This is a genomic window from Streptomyces sp. FXJ1.172 (assembly GCF_001636945.3).
Lineage (GTDB): Bacteria > Actinomycetota > Actinomycetes > Streptomycetales > Streptomycetaceae > Streptomyces.
Window position 1 is genome coordinate 8,585,069 of record NZ_CP119133.2, and the last position, 14,820, is coordinate 8,599,888.

At 70.9% G+C, this 14,820-nt stretch carries 16 protein-coding genes; 7 read left to right on the forward strand and 9 right to left on the reverse strand.

Annotation, left to right across the window (positions count from 1 at the left end; genetic code table 11):
• Both A6P39_RS38815 and A6P39_RS38820 read right to left on the reverse strand, forming a co-directional pair.
• Positions 1-291 carry an MrpF/PhaF family protein gene (locus tag A6P39_RS38815; protein ID WP_067043560.1) on the reverse strand — a complete coding sequence of 97 codons (291 nt, stop codon included), beginning with the start codon at positions 289-291 and terminating at the stop codon, positions 1-3.
• Complete coding sequence (locus A6P39_RS38820; protein ID WP_079133272.1) at positions 288-782, reverse strand: hypothetical protein; 495 nt, start codon at positions 780-782, stop codon at positions 288-290. Before A6P39_RS38820 ends, A6P39_RS38815 begins: the two co-directional genes overlap by 4 nt.
• A gap of 428 nt (positions 783-1,210) precedes the next feature.
• On the opposite strand from A6P39_RS38820, the gene A6P39_RS38825 reads away from it, so the two are divergent.
• The gene (locus A6P39_RS38825; protein ID WP_067043913.1) at positions 1,211-1,885 is read left to right on the forward strand and encodes an endonuclease; all 675 of its coding nucleotides are present in this window, start codon (positions 1,211-1,213) and stop codon (positions 1,883-1,885) included.
• Between the two features lie 117 nt (positions 1,886-2,002).
• Positions 2,003-2,338, forward strand: a complete 336-nt coding sequence (locus A6P39_RS38830; RefSeq protein WP_067043553.1) for an ANTAR domain-containing protein — start codon at positions 2,003-2,005, stop codon at positions 2,336-2,338.
• On the opposite strand, the gene A6P39_RS38835 is transcribed toward A6P39_RS38830, so the two are convergent.
• Complete coding sequence (locus tag A6P39_RS38835; RefSeq protein WP_067043550.1) at positions 2,296-2,673, reverse strand: helix-turn-helix transcriptional regulator; 378 nt, start codon at positions 2,671-2,673, stop codon at positions 2,296-2,298. The genes A6P39_RS38830 and A6P39_RS38835 overlap by 43 nt on opposite strands.
• Positions 2,674-2,840: 167 nt before the next feature.
• Between A6P39_RS38835 and A6P39_RS38840 the strand changes: the two genes are divergently transcribed.
• Positions 2,841-3,488 carry an ANTAR domain-containing protein gene (locus A6P39_RS38840; protein ID WP_107304300.1) on the forward strand — a complete coding sequence of 216 codons (648 nt, stop codon included), beginning with the start codon at positions 2,841-2,843 and terminating at the stop codon, positions 3,486-3,488.
• A gap of 277 nt (positions 3,489-3,765) precedes the next feature.
• Here the strand turns inward: A6P39_RS38840 and ppk2 are convergent, their stop codons facing one another.
• Positions 3,766-4,569, reverse strand: a complete 804-nt coding sequence (ppk2, locus tag A6P39_RS38845; RefSeq protein ID WP_067043544.1) for a polyphosphate kinase 2 — start codon at positions 4,567-4,569, stop codon at positions 3,766-3,768.
• A gap of 144 nt (positions 4,570-4,713) precedes the next feature.
• Entirely contained in the window at positions 4,714-5,421 is a 708-nt protein-coding gene (locus A6P39_RS38850) for a TetR/AcrR family transcriptional regulator (protein WP_067043542.1), read from the reverse strand.
• Between the two features lie 160 nt (positions 5,422-5,581).
• Here A6P39_RS38850 and A6P39_RS38855 point away from each other — a divergent pair, with 160 nt between their 5' ends.
• Entirely contained in the window at positions 5,582-6,805 is a 1,224-nt protein-coding gene (locus A6P39_RS38855; protein WP_067043539.1) for a saccharopine dehydrogenase family protein, read from the forward strand.
• Between the two features lie 178 nt (positions 6,806-6,983).
• Here A6P39_RS38855 and A6P39_RS38860 read toward each other — a convergent pair whose 3' ends face one another.
• The 4 genes from A6P39_RS38860 to A6P39_RS38875 all read right to left on the reverse strand — a co-directional run bounded on the left by A6P39_RS38860 (position 6,984) and on the right by A6P39_RS38875 (position 10,919).
• Positions 6,984-7,508: a hypothetical protein gene (locus A6P39_RS38860; protein ID WP_067043536.1), complete on the reverse strand. Its 525-nt coding sequence runs from the start codon at positions 7,506-7,508 to the stop codon at positions 6,984-6,986.
• 316 nt (positions 7,509-7,824) lie between these two features.
• Positions 7,825-8,112 carry a GntT/GntP/DsdX family permease gene (locus A6P39_RS38865; protein WP_159395990.1) on the reverse strand — a complete coding sequence of 96 codons (288 nt, stop codon included), beginning with the start codon at positions 8,110-8,112 and terminating at the stop codon, positions 7,825-7,827.
• A 49-nt stretch (positions 8,113-8,161) separates the two neighbouring features.
• Positions 8,162-8,974, reverse strand: coding sequence for an amidohydrolase family protein (locus tag A6P39_RS38870; protein WP_067043530.1), 813 nt, complete (start codon positions 8,972-8,974; stop codon positions 8,162-8,164).
• Between the two features lie 232 nt (positions 8,975-9,206).
• Positions 9,207-10,919, reverse strand: coding sequence for an MFS transporter (locus A6P39_RS38875; RefSeq protein ID WP_067043527.1), 1,713 nt, complete (start codon positions 10,917-10,919; stop codon positions 9,207-9,209).
• Positions 10,920-11,157: 238 nt separating this feature from the next.
• Between A6P39_RS38875 and A6P39_RS38880 the strand changes: the two genes are divergently transcribed.
• The 3 genes from A6P39_RS38880 to A6P39_RS38890 all read left to right on the forward strand — a co-directional run bounded on the left by A6P39_RS38880 (position 11,158) and on the right by A6P39_RS38890 (position 14,679).
• Positions 11,158-11,937, forward strand: coding sequence for a TetR/AcrR family transcriptional regulator (locus tag A6P39_RS38880; RefSeq protein WP_067043523.1), 780 nt, complete (start codon positions 11,158-11,160; stop codon positions 11,935-11,937).
• A gap of 152 nt (positions 11,938-12,089) precedes the next feature.
• A complete protein-coding gene (locus A6P39_RS38885; protein WP_067043521.1) occupies positions 12,090-13,547 on the forward strand; it encodes an aldehyde dehydrogenase family protein in 1,458 nt (485 codons plus the stop codon).
• A gap of 25 nt (positions 13,548-13,572) precedes the next feature.
• The gene (locus A6P39_RS38890; RefSeq protein ID WP_067043518.1) at positions 13,573-14,679 is read left to right on the forward strand and encodes an NAD(P)-dependent alcohol dehydrogenase; all 1,107 of its coding nucleotides are present in this window, start codon (positions 13,573-13,575) and stop codon (positions 14,677-14,679) included.
• Positions 14,680-14,820: the final 141 nt, after the last annotated feature.

The window sequence follows — 14,820 nt, forward strand, 5'->3', positions numbered from 1 at the left end:
TCATGCCTTCCCGCGCGCAGTCGTGTCGGGGGCCTCCATCGACCGTCCGCCCAGGAAACGGGTGAAGACCAGGGTGCCCGCGGGTCCCAGGACGGCGAGGACGAGGGCGACGTCCGTGAAGGAGCTGCGGCCGAGGCCCTGGGCCGTCAGCAGGAGGACGGCGGTGACGAGGGCGGTCGCCAGGTTGAGCCCCGCGAGCCGCTCGACCGCCGTACCCCGGCCGGCGGCCCACACGCACGGTGGCATCCCCAGGGTCAGCAGCACCGCGGTCGCGAGCAGCCACGCGTTCATCGCCGCCGCCCCTCGGTGAGCACGTCCTCCAGCCGCGTCCGGTCCGCGGTGAGGAAGTGGGCGACGGCGGTCCGCGGGGCGTTCCCCCCGTCCTGCCGCCCGGGTACGTCGACGACGTAGGCGCCGGGAGTGGACGACAGCAGGGCACCGGCCCACGCGGCGCCCGTACCGCGGGCCAGCGTCACGGTCCGCAGACTCCCTTCGGCCGGACGGCCGGCGAGGACCCGTGCCGTGACCGCGCACAGCCGCGCCAGGTCGGCGAGGACCGCGCCGGGCCACGCGAGAGCCGCCGCACCCCAGTTCCGGGTGCCGCCCAGCCGGGCCCGCGACGCCGTGTGCACGGCCCGTGCGGCGAGGGCCGTGAGCGCCGCTCCGCCCGCGGCCACGACGAGTTCGAGGACCGAGACCGAGCTGATGAACATCAGGTTGACGACGACCAGCACCGCCCACCACGCCAGCACCTCGCCCACCGCCGCTGTCGTCTGTCGCATGGCCCCTCCTCACCACCGTGCGTCCGCGCGGACCAGCAACGTGTACCGCGCACGGCGATCGCCATGCCTCGCGCACGCCGGGAAGGCCGGCCCGGCGGGCCGAGCATCACCGTGATGGAGCATCACCCTCCAGCACCACGGGCGGGGTGCCGGTGCCGAGCCATGGCTCCAGAGTGTGCAGGGTCCGGCCTCGGCGGCCCGCACCTGCTCGGAAGAGAGACTGTCGGGGTGTACGGCGGCCATGGCGGCCGCGTTCCCGGAACCGCCCAGGACAAACGACGGCATGCAGTGGACCTGGGCGGGTACTCGCGGACCTCGGGACGACGCGCCGCGGAATCCCGGAATCCCGGAATCCCGGAATCCCGGAACGCCGGTGGAACGCGGAATCGGGGGCTGCGAGGGACTGTGCCATGACTGCGAAGACCGGCATGAAGGCGCGCGGGACGTCCGGCGGGAAGACCGGAGGAGCCACGGATGCGGCGGTGGTACGGGCACTGCTCGACCGCCAGGAGCGTACGTACGCGGCGCAGGCCGGCATCCGGCTGCGCAACACGCCCGCGCCGCTCTACCAGACGCTCGTACTGGCGACCCTCCTCAGCGCTCCCATCAAGGCCGATACGGCGGTGGCGGCCGCCCGTGCGCTGTTCGACGCCGGGCTGCGCGACCCGCGGTCGATGGCGAAGGCGTCCTGGCAGCAACGCGTGGACGCCCTCGGCAGGGGCGGCTACCGGCGCTACGACGAGCGCACCTCCACCCTGCTCGGCAAGGCGGCCGAGACGCTGATCGACCGCTGGGGCGCTGATCTGCGCCGGCTGCGCGAGGAGCCCGACCCGAAGCAGGCCCTGCTGGACATACCGGGGATCGGGCCCACCGGGGCCGACATATTCCTGCGTGACGTGCAGGGCGTCTGGCCGGAGTTCGCGCCGTACGTCGACCGCAAGGCCCTGGACGGGGCCCGGCGGCTCGGACTGCCGGTCTCGCCCGAGGAACTGGGCGGCCTCGTCCGGGTCCGTGACCTGACCCGCCTGGTGGACGGCCTGGTGCACGCCGCGCTCGACAAGCCGCTCGCCGACGAGGTGGCCGCCGCAGCCAGGACGGCGTGACACGCCGTGTTCCACCGGTTCCCGGCAACAGTGGCACGGCGCCTTCGGGAAGCGCAGGATGGATGAGCCGGAGCAGTACCCGAGGGGCGTACGGCGCGTCGGATTCCGGAGGGGTCGATGACCACGGACGGCGGCTCGGCCAGGGCCGACGACGAGCGCATCCACCAGCTCGAGGAAGAAGTCGACCAGCTGAGGCAGGCCGTCAGCTCACACGCGGTCGTGGATCAGGCGATCGGGATGATGGTCGCGCTGGGCCGTGTCGCACCGGATCAGGGGTGGGCCGTGCTGAGGGACGTGTCCCAGCACACGAACATCAAACTGCGCCATGTCGCGGAACTGATCGTCATCTGGGGACGGCAGGGCGAGATTCCCCGGGAAATCCGCGCCGAACTGGAGGACGCCCTTGATCGTCATGGCCCCGCCCAGATCCCGGGTGCCCCGTCGACGGACTGACGGGGCGGGTCCTGCCGGGCACTGCGCCTTTGCTCCGCCTCGTCCTTGACCAGCAAGGACAGCAGCGCCGCGACGGTCAGGTCGGCCTCGGCGGGATGGCGCAGGACCTTGCTCGGGTCGATCTTGTACGCATTGCCGCGCCCCTCACGGATGTGGGAGAGGTAGCCGTCCCGTTCCAGATCCGAAATGATCTTCTGTACGGCGCGCTCGGTGAGGCGGCACCGTGCCGCGATGTCTCGGATGCGCGCGGTGCGGTCGTCGGCGATGGTGGCCAGGACCCGGGCGTGGTTGGTGAGGAAGGTCCATCCCGTGTGCGGCTCCGGCACTCCATCCATGGTCACGTTCCTATGGCTCGGTGTTCGGGCAAAAACATGAACTGGTATTCCGGTATGGCTAGACGCACGAAGAACGTGCGCGTGACCTTGACGAGCCGAGTACCCGACGAGAGGCAGTCATGCAGGAGCCTTTGATACAGGCCCGTCCTGACGCCGGCCGAGTCCGCATGCGCGTGGCAGGCGACCTCGGTCTCGACAACAGTCACCTTCTCGAGCACTCCCTGAGAAGCGCCCTGGGCGCCTCGGCCGGCGGTGTCGACCTCGATCTGAGCCGGGGCAGGTTCCGCGACTGGTCGGCTCTCGACATCCTGCTGACCGTGCGGCGGGAGGCACTCGCCGAGGCCAAGACGCTCACCATCGCGGCCACGAGCCCCAGCTGCAAGCGGCTGCTGGTCCGCACCGACACCTACCCGCTCTTCACGCCCCCCGGGGACAGTGCCGCAGGCGCCCCGGGCGAGAGGCCCCAGGCGGCCGGCGACGAGGTCCGCGACGGCCTGGGAGCGGAGGTCGTGCGGCTCCGGCGGGCCATGCGGACCCGGCCGGACATCGATCTGGCCCGGGGCATCCTCATGGCCTCCTTCGGTCTCAGCTCCCGTGACACGTGGACGGTGCTGGTCACGGCGTCGCAGCGGACCAACACCAAGCTGTACCGGCTGGCCAGGGACGTGGTGACCACGGTGACGGGGGACCCGCTGCCCGAATCCGTGCGCTGGCAGCTGTCGGCCGCCGTCGCCGAGGTCCACGCCCGCGGCGAACGTCACGACGCGGCGAGCGACGGCCGATCGGCCGGGCGTCGAGGCCCTCGCGTGCGTTGAACTCCGCGCGGTGCCTCACGGACGGGGCGCGGACCCGAATCTGTGCGAGCGCCCTGGCAAGCCGCAGCAGTACGACGCGCAGGGCCGCTCCTCAGCGGCCGGGGCCATGCTCCGCGGCGACATGCGCACTCGGGGTGGCGGCGTCCCCCAAGAGGCCGCTCCACCACGTCTGGATCCGCGAGCACGGCGTGGACCTGCCCGAGGTGGCAAATGGGCGTGGGAGGGCTGAGCCGGCCGGTGTGAGACCCGGTGAACCGCACCCCCGGCCACGCGGGGCTCACAGCTGCTCCGAGCGGTCGGGGACGTAGGTCCGCAGATCACGTGGCGGCCGCTCGTAGCCGGTGGAGGCCGGCCGCTCGGGCAGCTTCAGCGCGGGCTCGGGTACGTCGTGGTAGGGAACGGAGTCCAGCAGGTGGGCGATCATGTTCAGCCGGGCCCGCCGCTTGTCGTCGCTCTCCACGATGTACCAGGGCGCCTCGGAGATGTCGGTGTGCACCATCATCTCGTCCTTCGCCCGGGAGTACGCCTCCCAGCGGGTGATCGACTCCAGGTCCATCGGCGACAGCTTCCAGCGCCGCAGGGGATCCTCCAGACGGCGCCGGAACCGCTCCAGCTGTTCCGCGTCGCTCACCGAGAACCAGTACTTGCGCAGCAGGATCCCGTCCTCGACCAGCATCCGCTCGAAGATCGGGCACTGGCGCAGGAACCGCTCGTGTTCTTCCGGGGTGCAGTAGTCCATGACGTGCTCGATCCCGGCCCGGTTGTACCAGGACCGGTCGAAGAGCACGATCTCCCCGGCGGCCGGCAGGTGCGCGACGTACCGCTGGAAGTACCACTGGGTGCGCTCGCGCTCCGTCGGCGTGGGCAGCGCCGCGATCCGGGCCACACGAGGGTTGAGATGTTCCGTGAGCCGCCGGATGGCGCCGCCCTTGCCGGCCGCGTCCCGCCCCTCGAAGATGATCACCAGCCGGGCGCCCTCGGTGCGCACCCACGCCTGGAGTTTCGCCAACTCGGTCTGCAGACGCAGCAGTTCGGCCTCGTACGGCTTGCGCGACAGTGACTCCGCCTTCTTGTCCGTCATGTCCCCATTCTCGCCGCGGCCCGGCGTCCCGGCTGCCCGGAGCCTGACCCCCAGCACGTGAGGTGTGTGCTCGAGCGGGCGGGAAGAGGCGGTGACGCGGCGCCCGCGACCGTGGTGACACAGCCGCGCCCCGCCGCGGGAGCGTCATGTGCCGGACGGGGCCAGCTGTGCGGCGGTGTGCTCCAGCAGCATCTCCAGGGCCGCCGGATAGGCACTGTGCGGCATGTGCCGGGCGAGGAGCCGGGCCGTGGTGGCGATGTTCGGATGCGACTCGGCGGGCAGGCGCGCATAGGTGGTGTGCCACATCTCCTCGTCGCCCGCGCGAGCCTCGTCCGCCAGCGCGAGGGACCCCGCGTCGAGCGCGGCGAAGGCGAGGCTCTGGTCGATGAACGTGTGGTAGACGCGGACCGCCACCGGGTCGGGCAGCCCGGCGCCGCGCAGGATCCCGAGAATGGTCTCGTCCACCGCGATCTCGCGCGGCCTGCCGGTGACCCGGCTGGCGGTGAGCAGGGCCGCCTGCGGGTGGGCGAGGTAGGCGTCGTAGATGGCCCGGCCCAGAGCGCGCAGGTCCGCGCGCCAGTGCCCGGTCGCCGTCCAGCTGTCGAGGGCCCGTCCCATCAGCTCGTCCCCGATGGCCCGGGCCAGATCGTCCATCCCGGCGAAGTAGCGGTAGAGGGTGCTCGGATCGGCGCCCAGCGCCGCGCCGAGACGGCGTGCCGTCAGCCCCGTGCTGCCGTGCTCCCGCAGCACGCGCAGGGCGGTGTCCACGATGATCTCCTCGGACAGCACGGTGCCGGTGCGCGTGGGCCGCCGTCGCCGGCGCGCCGCCTCCCGCACCACTTGCTTCGCCATGTCGGTCGTCTCCTCGGTCGCCGGCCGTCGGCCGTTCTCCCCGGTCCGGACCCGGCGGCTCTTATGCCAACAGCATTGACCTTATATCCCGGAATCCCGTTGCATCGAGCCCGTCCGGAAGGCGCCCGCCTCCTGGAGGACCGGAAGAAAGGTGTGTGTCATGCGCGTACTTCTCGTGGGCGCGGGTGGCGTCGGGACGGCCGTCACCCGGATCGCCGCCCGCCGCGGCTTCCTCGCCCACATGGTCGTGGCCGACTACGACCTCGCCCGTGCCGAGGCCGCGGTCACGGCGCTCGGGGAGCGCGGCGACCGGTTCAGCGCACATCGGCTGGACGCCTCGGACGAGGACGCGGTCCGCCGGATGCTGGCCGACGAGCGTTGCGACGTGCTCCTCAACGCCACCGACCCCAGATTCGTGATGCCGCTCTTCCGGGCGGCCCTGGAGGCCGGTACGCACTACCTGGACATGGCGATGTCACTGTCCGTGCCGCACGGCTCCCGCCCGTACGAGGAATGCGGTGTGAAGCTCGGGGACGACCAGTTCGCGCTGGCCCACCGCTGGGCGCAGGCCGGGCGGCTGGCCCTGGTCGGCATGGGCGTCGAGCCGGGCCTGTCGGACGTCTTCGCCCGCTACGCGGCCGACGAACTCTTCGACGACATCGAGGAGATCGGCGTCCGGGACGGCGCCGACCTGACCGTCGAGGGCTACGGCTTCGCACCCTCCTTCAGCATCTGGACGACCATCGAGGAGTGCCTCAATCCGCCGGTGGTCTACGAGAAGGACCGCGGCTGGTTCACCACCGCTCCGTTCAGCGAGCCCGAGGTGTTCGACTTTCCCGAGGGCATCGGTCCGGTGGAGTGCGTCAACGTGGAACACGAAGAGGTGCTGCTGATCCCCCGCTGGGTGGACGCCCGCCGTGTCACGTTCAAGTACGGCCTCGGCGGCGACTTCATCGCCAAGCTGAAGACCCTCCACGAACTGGGCCTGGACTCGACGGCCGAGGTGGCCGTACGCGGGGACGGCGGACCTGTGAGGGTCTCCCCGCGCGACGTCGTCGCCGCGTGCCTGCCGGACCCGGCCGGGCTGGGAGACCGGATGACGGGCAAGACCTGCGCTGGCACATGGGTCAAGGGCACCAAGGACGGGGCGCCGCGCGAGGTGTACCTGTACCACGTGGTCGACAACGAGTGGTCGATGCGCGAGTACGGCTCGCAGGCGGTCGTCTGGCAGACGGCGGTCAATCCGGTCGTCGCCCTGGAACTGCTGGCCGGCGGCGCCTGGTCCGGCACGGGCGTTCTCGGCCCCGAAGCCCTGCCCCCGCGCCCCTTCCTGGACCTGCTGACCGACTACGGCTCACCCTGGGGCCTGCGCGACGAGAACTGACGGCGCGCCCCCGCACACCTGGTCCCTGTCGTCACCGGAGCCCCAACTGCCTGTTCTTCACGTATTGTTCGCATGAACGTCCCGGCGTTGGGAACGCCGGCCTGACAACGGTGAAGGGCCGGGTCCCCCGAGGGAGGACACCGGCCCTTCGGGCACAGGCGCAGGTGTTGCCGCGGACTCAGCTGAGGCCGAGGCGCGACAGCGCCGTGGTCCAGTCGGTGATGATCGCGTTCTGCGCGTCCGCGAGGCTGACGGTGCCCGCGCAGACGGCCTTCTTGAGCTTGTTCTCGACCGTGTCCTTGTTGGCCGCGGTCTTGGCACCGTACTGCGGCTCGGGCCAGAGGTTGAGTTCGCTCTTGGGGGCGCCGCCGAGTTCGAGGGGGACGAAGTGGTCCTCTTCGTAGTCGGAGGTGTTGGTGTCCGTGTAGCCGTACTCCACTATTTGCTTCTTCTTCAGCGCGGTGGTGTACGAACTGGGGGGACGCACGGTCGCGGTCCAGCCGGAGACGCAGATCGTGGAGTCGATGGTGGCCTGCGTGACGTCCGGGTTGAGGTCGCCGGGCTGACAGCTGGGGTCGGGCAGGGGGAGGTAGGCCTCGCTGCACGACTGCGCGTGCGCGGTGCCGGCGGTCACGGTGAGCCCGGCGGCGGCTAGGGCGAGTGTGGACAGGGTTGTCACCAGGGGGCGCGCTATGCGGGACATGTGGGGATCTCCCGGTGTGGTGCCCGGCAAATTTCCGGGCGGGCATGAACATGACACCACTGGCTCATCTATGCGGGTAGAACCCTTTACTGCCCCGGGAGATCCTTTGGTTGAACGTTTATTCACACGGGGGCGCACACAGGCCAAGTCGTGGCCTGAACTTGGTTGTTGACAAGTGCCGCTTGACGCTGCTCGTGCCGCCGAACCATTCAGGCCGACCGGCTCCGTGCGGATGGCCTGTGCCGCCGGCCCGTCAGCGGACGCCGGGGCGCCCCGGCCGCGGGGACGTCCCGGCCGCCCGCGTGCGTGCCGTCCGTCAAACCACGGTGTTCAGGAGCAGGATGACGCCCAGTGAGGTCAGGGACAGCACCGTGTGGGCGACGGTCCAGGTGCGCAGCGTTCCGCCCACCGACAGCCCGAAGTACTCCTTGAACATCCAGAACGAGGCGTCGTTCACATGCCCGGGGAAGGCCGCACCGGAGCCGAGCGCCAGGGCGGCCAGGGCCGCGTGCGGGGAGTCGAGACCCAGTGCCATCGGGCCGACGATGCCGGCCGCCGCCACGGTGGCCACCGGATCCGGGTTGATCCCCAGAACGCGGGACACCGCCACCCGCGGGGTCCTGGTGTCGGTGTCCGCGTCCAGCCCTCGGGGATCAGAGACGGAAGATCCGGCGGGCGTTCCCGGACAGGAACAACTCGGTGGCTTCTTCGTCCAGGTCGAGGTCGGCGAGGTGTTCCAGTGCCTGGACGGGGGAGATCATGGGGTAGTTCGTGCCGAACAGCACCTTCCTGCGGCCCCGGCCGCGCACATAGTCGACCAGCTCTCGTGGGTAGCGGCGGGTGGTGTAGGCGCTGGTGTCGATGTAGACGTTGGCGTGTTTGTCGGCCACGGCGATCATCTCCGTGGTCCACGGGTAGCCGATGTGCCCGCAGACGATGGTCAGTTCGGGGAAGTCGAGCGCGACCTGGTCGATGTAGGGGATGGGGCGGCCGGTTTCGGAGGGGCGCAGCGGTCCGGTGTGGCCTACCTGGGTGCAGAAGGGGATGCCGAGGTCGACGCAGGCGGCGTACAGCGGGTAGTACAGCCGGTCGGTGGGCGGCAACTGCCACAGCCAGGGCACGATCCGCAGGGCCACGAAGCCGAGTTCCTCGACGGCGCGGCGCAGTTCGCGCACGGCTCGCACCGGCCGGGTGAGGTCCGCGCCAGCGACCCCGCGCAGCCGTCCGTCGGAATGGGCGACGAACTCGGCCACCTCGTCGTTGCTGATCAGTACGCCCTGGGGGCCGTACCATGCCGCCGACAGGCCGATCTCCACATCGGCCGCGGCCATGGCGGCCACGGTGGCCTTGACCGGCAGCGGCTCCTCCAGCAGTCCCTGCCCCGTCCACCGGCGCAACGACTCGAACATCTCGTGGTTGGAGTGACGGAGCGTGGGGTGCTGCATCCACACATCGATGACCGACACGGCCTCCTCGCCTCTCTCCGCAAGCGGCTAAGCGAACGCTTACCCGTAAGCGTAGGCGCTGGGTGCGACCGACGGCTACCCGCTCCGGCTCCGGAGGCGTCCGGAACCGAGGAGGAGATGATCGAGGAACTCGACGGCGTACGGCTTCCTGTCCGTTCCGCGGCGGGGACGGCCGGGCAGTCGCTCCTCAGCGGTGCCCGGCCGTCCCGTTCGCCGGTGGTGCGGCCAGGGCTCAGTGCCCGGCCCCTGCCTCGGGCCGCGCGTGACGCGGCAGGAGGAACGCGAGCAGGAAGGTCAGCGCGAGCATGCCGTCGACGATCCACAGCACCGTCTTCATGACGGAACCGAAACCGCTCCGGAAGGCCGACGACGCGGTGCCCCGCAGCGCGGCGGGTATGCGGGCGCCGGCCTGAGGCGAGGTCACGACGGACCGGGTGTCCTTGTCCAGGCGCACGCACGACGCCGGGGTCGCGGCGGGATCCTTGGCGACGGCGCGGTCCGAGGCGCACCTGCGCAGGTCCGCCACCACACGGTCCCGGGCGGCGGGCGCGACGTGCGCGGCGGCCAACTGCCCCCGCAGGCCGTCCGCGTGGTGGTCCACGGCGGTGGCGATCCCGCCGCCCAGCAGACCGAAGAACACGGTGCCGAGGAGGGCCACACCGAAAGAGCCGCCGAGCTGCTGCATCGCGGTCATCGTGCCGGACGCCGATCCGGTCTCGTGCTGCTCGACGCTGGCGAGCACGATATCGAAGAACGGTGCCATGAGCAGGCCCATTCCGATGCCGGTGACGAGCAGAGCCGGCACCAGCTGCCAGGGGCCGACGGCGCTTCCGGCCATGTCGAGGGTCAGCCACACGCCGAACACGCCGACCGCCATGACCAGCGCGCCCGCCTGCAGCACGGCCCGTCCGAACCGGGCGACGCCCTGGGCGACGCCGAAGCCGACGATCATGCCGCCCGACCAGGGCACCATCACCAGGCCCGCCTTGAGGGGCGAATAGCCGAGGCCGATCTGGGTGTAGAGGTTGAAGACCAGCATGAAGCCCTGCATGGTCGAGAAGAAGACCAGCCCGAGGGTCATGCCGCCGCTGAATCCACGCTTGCGGAACAGGCTGGGCACGACCAGCGGGTCCCGGCCCGCCCTGCTGCGGCGCGACTCGTACACGGCAAAGGCGGCGAAGACGAGTGCCGAGGCGCCCATCATCAGGAACGTCCACATGGGCCAGTCGTACTCACGGCCCTGGACCAGCGGGAAGATGATGAGCAGCGCGCCCAGCGAGACCAGGAGCATGCCGGGGATGTCCAGGCGCGGCCTGCTGCCGGACCTGCCCCTCGGCAGATAGCGCAGGGCACCGAGGAAGGCCGCGGCACCGAGCGGCAGGTTGATCAGGAAGATCATCCGCCAGCCGGTGCCGAAGTAGTCGGCGTCCACGAGCCAGCCCGCCAGGATCGGCCCGCACACCGCGGACAGTCCCATGACCGGGCCGAACATGCCGAAGGCCTTCTGTGACTCCTGCGGCGGGAACATCTCCTTGATCATGCCGAGGCCCTGCGGCAGCATCACCGCCCCGAACAGGCCCTGGACGACTCGCGCGCCGATCAGCATCCCGGGGGACACGGACACCGCGCACAGCAGCGAACCCAGGGTGAAGCCGGCGGCGCCTATGAGGAACATCCGGCGGCGGCCGTGGATGTCCCCGAGCCGCCCTCCGGTGACGAGTCCGACGGCCATCGAGAGGGTGTACGCGGCGGCGAGCCACTGCAGAGTGGAGGCACCGCCGCCGAGATCGGCCCGCATGGAGGGGCCGGCGATGTTCGTGACCACGGCGTCGAGGAGATCCATCACCTCGGCCGCGAGTATCACGAAGAGCGCAGCCCAGCGCCATCGGTAGGGCGCCGGCGAGTCGGTGGGCGCCTCGGCGGACGCGACACCGGTGGTGGACATCGGAACTCCTTGGAGAAGACGGCGCCGCGGTGACGACCGGGCGCGGTCGGGCGGGTGGTGGACCGGGCGCGAGGTGAACACTGTTCACTGTAGCTGAACGGTGCTCATGGAGAGAACGCCGTTCATTAAGATATAGCGCAATCTCGCGACCTGGACAAGATATATCGCGTGTTGCGAGTGGCCGTGGGGTGGCTCGGGCGAAGGAGAACACTGTTCTCCCGGTGCCTAGACTGTCCTCATGAGTGACGCGGCCGCCGGCACCCCCGCATCCCCTCCGCCGTCCCCCTGGGAGCGCGAGCGCCCCGCCCGCGTACACGTCACGCCCGCGCGCGCGCCGCTTTCGCGTGAGCGGGTCGTCGAGGCCGCCTTCGACGTGCTGGACCGCCAGGGGCTCGACGGGTTGTCGATGCGTCAGGTGGCCTCTGAGCTGGGCGTCGCGGTCTCCGCCCTCTATGCCCACGTCCGCTCCAAGGACGACCTCCTGGAGCTGATGTACACCCGGCTCTTCGACGGGTTCCAGATGCCGGAACCCGACCCGGAGCGGTGGCAGGAGCAGGTCCGGGACTACGCCCGCACCGGACGGCAGCGCCTGATGTCCCACCGGGACATGGCCCGGATCTCCATGGCTCACGTCCCCTTCACCGCCGAACTGCTGCCGCACGTCGAGGGGTTGCTCGCCATCTTCCGCACCGCCGGACTGCCCGACCGTATCGCCGCGGAGGCCGGAGACCTCATCTCCACCTACATCGACGGTTTCGTCCTGGAGGAGGGCATGTGGCAGGACCGGGCCGCCGTCCGGCACGGCGGTGACGGCGGATCGCCGGCCAGTCCGGACTGGCGCGAGATGGCCGACGAGATGCAGAACTACTTCGCGTCCCTGCCCGCGGCGGACTTTCCCCATCTGCGCGCCCTGTCCGGGCTGATCGTGACGGGCTCCAACGACGAGCGTTTCGACGTGGGCCTGGAGATCATTCTGCGCGGCCTGGCGAGCTACCTGCCGGGCTCGGCGACCCCCTGACCCTGGACGTCTGCCCGGACTCCGAGCGCATCCTGACTGCGGCTGCCGTCCCGTCACGCCCGAAGCATTGACAGGAATCCTGTCCGTAACCAGACTGCGGACCAACAGGAAACCTGTTTGTTGAGACTTTGATGATGGTGGGGAGTGGGGCCATGACGACCACCTTCGACACCGACCCCGGGCAACTTTTCATCGGCGGCCGGTGGCGCGAGGCCGCGGACGGCGCCCGGATGGATGTCGTCGACCCGTCCACCGGCCAGGTGATCACGACCGTCGCGGAGGCAGGCGCCGGGGACGTGGACGCCGCCGTACGCGCGGCCAGGGACGCTTTCGACTCCGGGCCGTGGCCCCGGATGAGCGGCCGGGAACGCGGTCGCGTGCTGCATCGTGTCGCGGAGCTGATCCGTGCGGGCGCCGAGGAGATCGCGGCCCTGGAGAGCCTCGACGTCGGCAAGCCGATATCCCTGTGCAGCGCGGTCGACGTGACGAACGCGGCCAACGACTACGAGTACTACGCCTGTCTCGCCCAGAGCCAGGACGGCGCCACCCGCGACACCCCCCTGAGCGCCTTCGCCTACACGCGCCGCGAGCCGCTCGGCGTCGTAGCCGCCATCACGCCCTTCAACTTCCCGCTGATCCTCGCCGGTTCGAAACTCGCCCCGGCCCTCGCGGCCGGCAACACCATCGTGCACAAGCCCGCCGAGGAGACCCCGCTCAGCGCCCTGCACATGGCTCGCCTGCTGACGGAGGCAGGCGTCCCCGACGGAGTCGTCAACGTCGTCACCGGCACGGGGCCGGTGGCGGGCGAGGCCCTGCTGCGCAACCCGGGCGTCGACAAGGTCGCCTTCACCGGCTCCACCACGGTCGGCCGGCACGTGGCGAGTGTGGCGGGTGAAGGACTCAAGACCGTCATGATGGAACTGGGCGGCAACGCGGCGCACATCGTCTTCGAGGACGCCGCCCTGGACAAGGCGGTCGCCGCGATCATCAAGGGTTTCGTCTTCAACACCGGCCAGTTCTGCATGGCCGGCCCTCGGCTGCTGGTCGCCCGCCCGGTGCACGACACCCTGGTGGGTCTTCTCGCCGAGGCGGTCGCGCAGGTGCCCGTCGGAGATCCGCGCGATCCGGGGACCGTCGTCGGGCCGATGGCGGGGCGGGGGCACCTGGAGAAGGTCGAGGAGTACGTCGACCTGGCCCGCAAGGAGGGCGCCAGGGTGGTCGTCGGCGGCGGGCGGCTCGACCTGGGCGGCGGCTACTACTACAGGCCCACGGTGATCACCGGCCTCGCCGACGACTCCCGAGTGGTTCAGGAGGAGATCTTCGGCCCCGTCCTCACGGTCCAGCCCTTCGACTCCGAGGACGAGGCGGTGGCACTCGCCAACTCCACGCCGTACGGCCTCGCCTCGGGCATCCAGACCACCCATCTCGCCCGCGCCCACCGTGTCGCCGAGCGGCTGCAGGCCGGCATCGTCTGGATCAACGACTGGGCCATGCTCGACCCCGCGGTGCCCTTCGGCGGCGTCAAGGAATCCGGCTTCGGCCGCGAGTACGGCCCCGAGGCCCTCGCCGCCTACAGCAAGGTCAAGTCCGTCGTCGTCTCGCTCGACTGAGCGCCCGCGCAAAGGAGTTCACCGCATGACCACCCTCACGCGCGCCGCCGTGGTCGAATCCGGGGGAGCACCCTTCACGCTCTGCGATGTCGAACTCGACACCCCGCGGCCGGACGAGGCCCTCGTCCGCATGGCCGCGACCGGCCTGTGCCACACCGATCTCGGCGTGGCGAGCGGCGGTCTGCCGTTCCCGCTGCCCGCCGTCCTCGGCCACGAGGGAGCCGGTGTCGTCGAGGCCGTCGGCCGGGACGTGACAGGAATCCAGCCCGGCGACCATGTCGTGCTGTCCTTCACCTCCTGCGCGGACTGCCGCAACTGCCGCGAGGGACACCCCGCGTACTGCGCCACCTGGCTGCCGCTCAACCTGACCGGCGGCCGGCGTGCCGATGGCACCAGCACCATCAGCCGCGACGGCGCCGCGCTCGGCGGGCACTTCTTCGGCCAGTCCTCCTTCGCCGAACGCGCGCTGGTGGACCGGCGCAGCCTGGTGAAGGTCGACCCCGAGGTGCCGCTGACGTCCATCGCCCCGCTCGGCTGCGGGGTGCAGACCGGGGTCGGTGCCGTATGGAACGTCCTCAATCTCCGGGCGGGCAGCACGCTGGTCGTCCTCGGTGCCGGTGCGGTGGGCCTGTCAGCGGTGATGGCCGCCGCCCTCACCCCCGCCGCCCGGATCATCGCCGTCGACCGGTTCGCCGAACGGCTCGCCCTGGCAGAGGAGTTGGGTGCCACACACACCGTCAACGCGGCCGAGGCCGACCTCGGTGACACGCTCGCGCTGCTGACCGGCGGGCACGGCGCGGACGGTGTCGTCGAGACCACGGGCAACGTAGCCGTCCTGCGCCGGGGCGCCGACGCGCTCGCCGCCCGCGGCACCCTGGTCGTCGTCGGCGCCCCGCCCTTCGGCACCGAAGTCGCCCTGGACGTCAACGGGTTGCTGCCCGGCAGACGCATCGTGGGTCTCACCCTCGGGGACGGCGAGACCCAGACCTTCATCCCCGCCCTCGTCCAGCTCGTCGCGCAGGGGCGGCTGCCGCTGCACCGCCTGGTGAGCACCTATCCGTTCACGGACGTCAACCAGGCGGCACGGGACATGAGCGCGGGCAAGACGATCAAGCCGGTGCTCACCTTCTGAACACGCGGGTCGACGCCTCCGGTGCAGGGGGCAACTCCCATCGACTGCCTGGCCGTCGAGGACTCGGCATGGTTTGCCGCAGGCCGCCGGCCCCACCCACGGGGCAGGCATCCGGGGCAGGTTCGCCGGCTTCCGGCTGAG